7 protein-coding genes are annotated in these 6,370 nt (G+C 39.9%); 5 read left to right on the forward strand and 2 right to left on the reverse strand.

The annotated features are described in order from the left end of the window. Window positions 1-70 precede the first annotated feature (70 nt). The 3 genes from AC1DUW_RS02495 to AC1DUW_RS02505 all read left to right on the forward strand — a co-directional run bounded on the left by AC1DUW_RS02495 (window position 71) and on the right by AC1DUW_RS02505 (window position 2,523). Window positions 71-877: an alpha/beta fold hydrolase gene (locus AC1DUW_RS02495; RefSeq protein ID WP_053348361.1), complete on the forward strand. Its 807-nt coding sequence runs from the start codon at window positions 71-73 to the stop codon at window positions 875-877. 424 nt (window positions 878-1,301) lie between these two features. Further along, window positions 1,302-2,057: a threonine/serine exporter family protein gene (locus AC1DUW_RS02500; protein WP_053348362.1), complete on the forward strand. Its 756-nt coding sequence runs from the start codon at window positions 1,302-1,304 to the stop codon at window positions 2,055-2,057. A gap of 19 nt (window positions 2,058-2,076) precedes the next feature. After that, window positions 2,077-2,523, forward strand: a complete 447-nt coding sequence (locus AC1DUW_RS02505; protein ID WP_053348363.1) for a threonine/serine exporter family protein — start codon at window positions 2,077-2,079, stop codon at window positions 2,521-2,523. Between the two features lie 226 nt (window positions 2,524-2,749). Here AC1DUW_RS02505 and AC1DUW_RS02510 read toward each other — a convergent pair whose 3' ends face one another. Together AC1DUW_RS02510 and AC1DUW_RS02515 are read right to left on the reverse strand one after the other, a co-directional pair. Further along, window positions 2,750-4,288: a solute symporter family protein gene (locus AC1DUW_RS02510; protein WP_053348364.1), complete on the reverse strand. Its 1,539-nt coding sequence runs from the start codon at window positions 4,286-4,288 to the stop codon at window positions 2,750-2,752. Between the two features lie 13 nt (window positions 4,289-4,301). Beyond that, window positions 4,302-4,577 carry a DUF485 domain-containing protein gene (locus tag AC1DUW_RS02515; protein ID WP_377375636.1) on the reverse strand — a complete coding sequence of 92 codons (276 nt, stop codon included), beginning with the start codon at window positions 4,575-4,577 and terminating at the stop codon, window positions 4,302-4,304. Window positions 4,578-4,909: 332 nt separating this feature from the next. Here AC1DUW_RS02515 and AC1DUW_RS02520 point away from each other — a divergent pair, with 332 nt between their 5' ends. Then, window positions 4,910-5,875, forward strand: coding sequence for an efflux RND transporter periplasmic adaptor subunit (locus AC1DUW_RS02520; RefSeq protein ID WP_477641940.1), 966 nt, complete (start codon window positions 4,910-4,912; stop codon window positions 5,873-5,875). Window position 5,876: 1 nt separating this feature from the next. Continuing rightward, window positions 5,877-6,370 (forward strand): ABC transporter ATP-binding protein (locus AC1DUW_RS02525; RefSeq protein WP_477641941.1); only part of this gene is annotated, 494 nt, incomplete at its 3' end.

The raw sequence follows: 6,370 nt of genomic DNA on the forward strand, positions 1-6,370 counted from the left end.
GTTAAAAGATGAAACGCAATAAATAATTAAGAAGGAATTTTTTGTGAAAATGTTGTGGAGGAGGGATACGATGGCATTTATTGAGGTTGAAAAGGACGTCCAGTTATATTATGAAGAAAAGGGTCAAGGGAGGCCGATTATTTTTATCCATGGAGTGTGGATGAGTAGTCGGTTCTTTACAAGACAGCTTCCGTACTTTTCAGAGAAGTACAGAACTATCTTACTTGATTTAAGAAGCCATGGTCAGTCAACCCACGTTCATAACGGAAATACGGTCTCTGTTTATGCAAAAGATCTTCATGCGTTCATTGATAAACAAGGATTAAAGGATGTCATACTAGTAGGCTGGTCTATGGGGGCTTTCGTCGTATGGGATTATCTCAAGCAATTCGGCGAGGATAATGTCCATTCAATTGTAATTGTGGATGAATTGGCATCAGATTTTAAATGGCCCGATTTTGATATTGGGGCTTTTGATATCGACACATTGATTACCTTCATGACTGAGATTCAAACGAATCGTTCCCTCTTTTTACAAGGCTTTCTTACATCTATGTTTAAAGATGAATTATCTGCAGGGGATGTAAACTGGATGCTTGAGGAAGTAACGAAAATGCCGGCATCCATTGCCAGTGCCATCCTATTTGATCAATCAATTGTTGACTATCGTGATTTCCTGCCTGAAATTACCGTTCCTACACTTCTCTGCTTTGGAAGGCATGAAAAGGTCATTCCTGTTGCGGCAGGAGTACATTTGGAGAAGAACATTCCGAATTCTGAACTTGTTATTTTTGAAGATAGTTGTCATTGCCCTTTTATAGAAGAAAGTGGTTTGTTTAATAAAACAGTAGATGCGTTTATTCAAAAAGTATTATAGAGGTAGATGCTGGCGTCTTAAATTCCAGTGCAACGTACCAATATTGTAGTGCATGGCACTGGTACATTCAAACTCGGTGAAATTAACAAAATATAAAAGAGTCAGCAATAACTAACAATAAAGAGGGATGCAGGTTTTGTGCCGCATTCCTTTTTTATTGTAGAAAAAGTGTTGCTGATCTATACCTCTCCTAGTGAACAATTAAGAACTAACGAATCATTCAATTACCTAAGCGGTTTTAGCATTGAATAAAGGGAATACTGGAACTAAGACAGTCAGAACGACATAGGTGGAAATAATTAATTAAATGAGGAAATATTTTTATATCCTTTTCATGAAAATTGGGCTATTATGAGATGGATTTAAACTGGTAAGTTTGTTACCCGATATAAGCTCGTACGTTAAAAGTGATGGAGAGGATATAATGAATGATCAGTTACATTACAATGAAATTATAGATGTATGTTTGCTTGCGGGGAAAATAATGCTTCAAAACGGAGGAGAAACCTCTCGGGTAGAAGATACGATGGTCAGAATTGCGGCTGCATTTGGATGCGAGGATTCACACAGCTTTTCAACGCCAACAGGGATTATTTTTTCTCTGGATGGTATGCACCCAGCCTCAAAATTAATTCGAGTTTCCCAGCGTTCCACGGATTTACACAAGGTAACGCTTGTTAACAGTATATCTCGAAGCATTTCTAGTAAGGAAATGACGCCACAGGAAGCTTTTTCCCGATTAAAACAAATTGAAAAGGCAGGTATGGGATATCCCTTGTGGGTTCAGGTTTTCGCTGCCTTTATTGCGAGCGGTTGTTTTTTAATCATGTTTCAAGGGCAATGGAGTGATTTTATCTGGTCTTGTATAGCCGGAGGACTTGGATTTTCTTGTCTGCTTTACTTGCATTGGTTATTGGAGGTTCGCTTTTTTGCTGAATTTATAGCCTCACTAGTAGTGGGATTAGTAGCAATGTTGTTTGTCCAAATCGGTGTGGGTAGTAACTTGGACACTATAATTATTGGAGCGGTGATGCCGCTAGTGCCAGGACTTTTAATTACGAATGCGGTCAGGGATTTAATTGCAGGGCATTTAGTTTCCAGTCTGTCCAAGGGGGCAGATGCAGGTTTAACTGCTTTAGCCATTGGAACAGGAATATCGGTCGCATTTGTTCTTTTATGATTTTAGGGGAGGAAGAAGGATGTTTGCACAGCTTATTACAAGTTTCATTGCCTCAGCCGCCTTTGGAGTCATTTTTAATGTACCGAAAAATTCATTGTTTCAATGTGGTTGTGTAGGGATGTTAGGGTGGGCTTTATACTTTTTTTTGGTCGAAAATGAGATAAATAGCATAATTGCAACGCTAGCTGCTGCATTTATCGTAGCAGTAATCAGTCAGTATTTTGCTAAAAGGTATAAAACACCAATCACGATTTTTAATGTCTCAGGAATCATCCCGCTCGTACCAGGGGGTTTGTCTTATGACGCAATGAAGCATTTTGTAGAAAACGACTTTAATATAGCTGTTCAGTTGGCTACCAAGGCATTCATGCTGGCAGGGGCGATTGCGTTGGGACTGATCTTTGCAGAAGTTATAAATCAGTTGATAACTAAATATAATAGAAGGAAATTGAGAATGAGAAACTAGAGGGAAAGAAGAGATATATCTTTATCCCTCTTTTTTATTGCTTTAAGAATTAAACCTGAGGGTTTTCAATCTTCGAGAAACAGGTAGAGAACATAATTTTATAATTGAGATGCAGAAAAAGGAGAGGCAGTTAGGAATAGCTGCCTCTCCTTTTATATTGATTGGGAAGATAAAAGGATTATACTTCTCATAATTACACTATAAAATTTTAATAGGTCAAAAAACCTTAAATAGAATCTTTTATTCCCGTGTTAGCTGTTACCACGATTTCGTCATATTTTTTGGCATCAGCTTTTTTGCTGGATAACAGTGTTCCAGCGATTGCAGCGATAAAACCAATTGGGATGGAGACGATGCCAGGGTTAGCTAGTGGGAATAGTGGTTCCCCAACAAATATAGCCGCGTTCTCTACTGGAGACCAGACATTAGGGCTTAGAAACACAAGTAATAAAGAACTAATCAGCCCTACGAGCATACCTGTGACAGCTCCAGCTGTGTTAAAACGTTTCCAAAATACCGTGAAGATAATAATTGGTAGATTGGCGCTGGCAGCGACGGCAAAGGCAAGTGACACAAGGAAGGCTACATTCATGTTTTGAGCAAATAAAGCAAGGATGATGGAGAGAATGGATACTCCGATCGATGCCCAACGAGCAGCAACCACTTGTTCTTTATCAGTGGCTTGACCTTTACGAATAATATGGCCATAAAAGTCATGGGCAAATGCAGAGGCTGCGGATAGAACGAGACCTGCGACAACCGCTAAAATAGTAGCGAAAGCAACAGCTGACACAAATGCGAATAAGAAGTCACCACCAATAGCTTCGGCAAGCAATGGAGCGGCCATATTTCCAGCCGCATTCGAGGCAATGATTTTGTCGTATCCAACGAAAGCTGCTGCTCCAAAGCCAAGGAAAATGGTCATGATATAAAATATTCCAATGATCCAAGTTGCATATACAACGGACTTTCTAGCGGTGATAGCGTCTTTTACCGTAAAGAAACGAATCAGGATATGAGGTAATCCAGCTGTACCGAGTACAAGTGCTAAATTGAGTGATAAGGTATCCAATGGATCCTTAAATTTGTTACCAGGATTGAGGAAATCCCCGGCTAGAGGAGTTGCTGTTTTCATCTGCCTGAACATTTCCATCACGCTAAAGTCGAATTTCGCCAGTACAATAACCGAGATAATGAATGTCCCAGCCATCAATAAAACAGCTTTTACGATTTGTACCCAACTGGTAGCAGTCATACCTCCAAAGACGACGTAGACGGTCATTAAAATACCTACAATGATAACGGAGTATAGATAATCGATTCCAAGCAATAGCTTTATAAGGGCACCTGCACCGACAAGCTGTGCAATCATATAAAAGGTTGAAATGGAAATGGTATTCAGGGCAGCGACACCACGCACCTTCTTTTCATTAAAACGTGCAGCAATCATGTCTGCAAGTGTGTACTTACCAAGGTTACGAAGCGGCTCGGCCACGATATAAAGAACGACCAGGTAAGCGACTAGGAAACCGATGCTGTAGAAAAAACCATCAAATCCAGCGAGCGCAACCATTCCAGCGATTCCCAAAAATGAAGCGGCGGACATATAATCACCGGCAATAGCCCAGCCATTTTGCCATCCAGTAAGGCTGCTGTCTGCCGTATAAAAGTCAGCCGTTGTTTTAGTGCGACGTGAAGCAAAGTAGGTAATGACTAATGTTAAACCAACAATGATTAAAAATAAAATAAAAGCAAGTGTATTCATTGTATATTCACCTTTACCCTTTCGCTTCTTTCACGATTTTTTCAACTAATTGGTCAAAAGTCGCAGCCTTCTTGGAGTAGAGAATGCATAGGGTCCATGTCATGATAAATTGCGCAAAGGCAAAGATCCAAGCCCAGCTGATTGCTCCAAAGGCATAAGAGTTAAGAACTTTAGAATAGGAAGTTAAGATAGGTAAGGTGAAATAAAAGACCATGAAAAAAATGGAAAGTGGGACGATGAAATTGCGTTTTTTTCTTAGGAGTTCTTGAAATGATGGTGATTGGACAATCTGGGTGTAATCCGTGGAGGCGCTTACTTGAGATTCTTTTGCTCCTGAATCGTTCAATGCCAATGTGGTTCCCCCTTTGAATATGAATTTGGTTTTCATTACTCAATGTATCTGATAACAGTTTTAGTATATATTTATTAGAATATATTGTAAATTTAAAATTTTCAAATAAATATTTTTTCGTCCGACGTAGTGTTAATTATTAAAAAGGTAATGAAAAGGGAAGCGTTTGCTTAACACAGTCTTCCATGAAAATTAAAAACAATCCTTAAGGAAAAATTAAGCTTCTTTCGTGATACTGATTTCAATGAAGGAAATCTGAAAGGAGCAAAATGATGAAAAAATGGATAACGATAGGGGCAGTTTTAGTGCTAGCTATAGGGGGATGCATTTGGTTCTTTATGAAGGACAATGGTCAGCCCGTTATTGCTAAGGCGATGACAACTACAGTTGAAAAGGGAGACCTTGAAGTTCAAATCAGTGGTTCTGGTTCGGTTGCTGCGATAAATAGCGAGGACATCACATCTTCCGTAACGGATGAAGTCGATGAAGTCCTTGTAGAGAAAAATGAAATAGTTGAAAAAGGTGATGAACTTATTACCTTCACGGATGGAAGTGACCCAATAACTGCCCCATTTGATGGAACAGTAACTACGTTGGAAGTAGAAGAAGGGGATCGTGTTTCAAGTAGTGAAGTGGTTGCCCATGTGACGGATTATAAAAAATTAAAAACAACGATCAGTGTTGATGAATTAGATGTTTCAAGTGTTAAGAAAGGACAAACAGTTGAAATTACAGCTAGTGCTTTTGAAGATGAAACATTCACAGGGAAAGTAACAAGTGTAGCAAAGGAAGGTACATATGAGAATGGTGTTTCTTCTTTCGATGTGACGATTAAAATTGACAAACCAGGAGATATAAAAATTGGGATGTCGACAGAAGTGAGTATTGTGACGAATAGTGTAAAAGATGTTCTTTATGTTCCAATTGAGGCAGTCCAAATCGATGGAGAAGAGAAGTATGTGAATATCCAACAATCTGCTTCAACAGAAGATGCAACAACTAATACTACAAAGACAGTGGTTAAGACGGGTATTAGTAATGATAAGTATATCGAAATAACATCTGGACTTGAAGAGGGTCAGTATGTTTCCTTGCCTATTACCATTTCCAATGAAAGCTCTACAGGTGGCGGTAGAATGGGAGGAGGCCAAAGCGGTGGTGGAATTGGAATACCGAGCGGTGGCGGAATGCCGGGCGGCAATGAAATGCCAAGCGGCGGCAGGGGAGGTCAGTAACATGCCGACACCCATCATTGAAATTAAAAACATGTCCAAGTCGTATGAATTGGGCGGTGAAACCGTCAAGGCGCTGCAAGATGTATGTTTTACAATAAATAAAGGGGATTTCGTTTCTATCATTGGGCCCTCTGGTTCAGGGAAATCTACGTTTATGAATATGATTGGCTGTCTCGACAAGCCCGACACAGGCGAATATCTTTTGGATGGAAAAGAAGTAGAAAAGATGAAAGATAATGAGCTAGCCGCCATTCGAAACATAAAAATTGGCTTTATCTTTCAAAACTTTAACCTGTTAGCGAAATTGACGGCGCTGGAAAATGCCGAACTTCCCCTTGTTTACCGAGGTGTAAGTGTAAAGGAAAGAAAAGAAGTTGCCAATGCCTGTCTAGAAAAGGTCGGCCTCAATGACCGGATGAACCATTTGCCAAGCCAACTTTCAGGAGGACAGCAGCAAAGAGTTGCGATTGCCCGTGCCCTTGCAGGTAACCCTCC

The organism is Peribacillus sp. P4_C12, from assembly GCF_056402095.1.

Coding starts and splice junctions, on each gene's coding strand:
- AC1DUW_RS02505 (WP_053348363.1), top strand. CDS start 2,077: ATGTTTGCACAGCTTATTACAAGTTTCATTGCCTCAGCCGCCTTTGGA.
- AC1DUW_RS02500 (WP_053348362.1), top strand. CDS start 1,302: ATGAATGATCAGTTACATTACAATGAAATTATAGATGTATGTTTGCTT.
- AC1DUW_RS02520 (WP_477641940.1), top strand. CDS start 4,910: ATGATGAAAAAATGGATAACGATAGGGGCAGTTTTAGTGCTAGCTATA.
- AC1DUW_RS02510 (WP_053348364.1), bottom strand. CDS start 4,288: ATGAATACACTTGCTTTTATTTTATTTTTAATCATTGTTGGTTTAACA.
- AC1DUW_RS02495 (WP_053348361.1), top strand. CDS start 71: ATGGCATTTATTGAGGTTGAAAAGGACGTCCAGTTATATTATGAAGAA.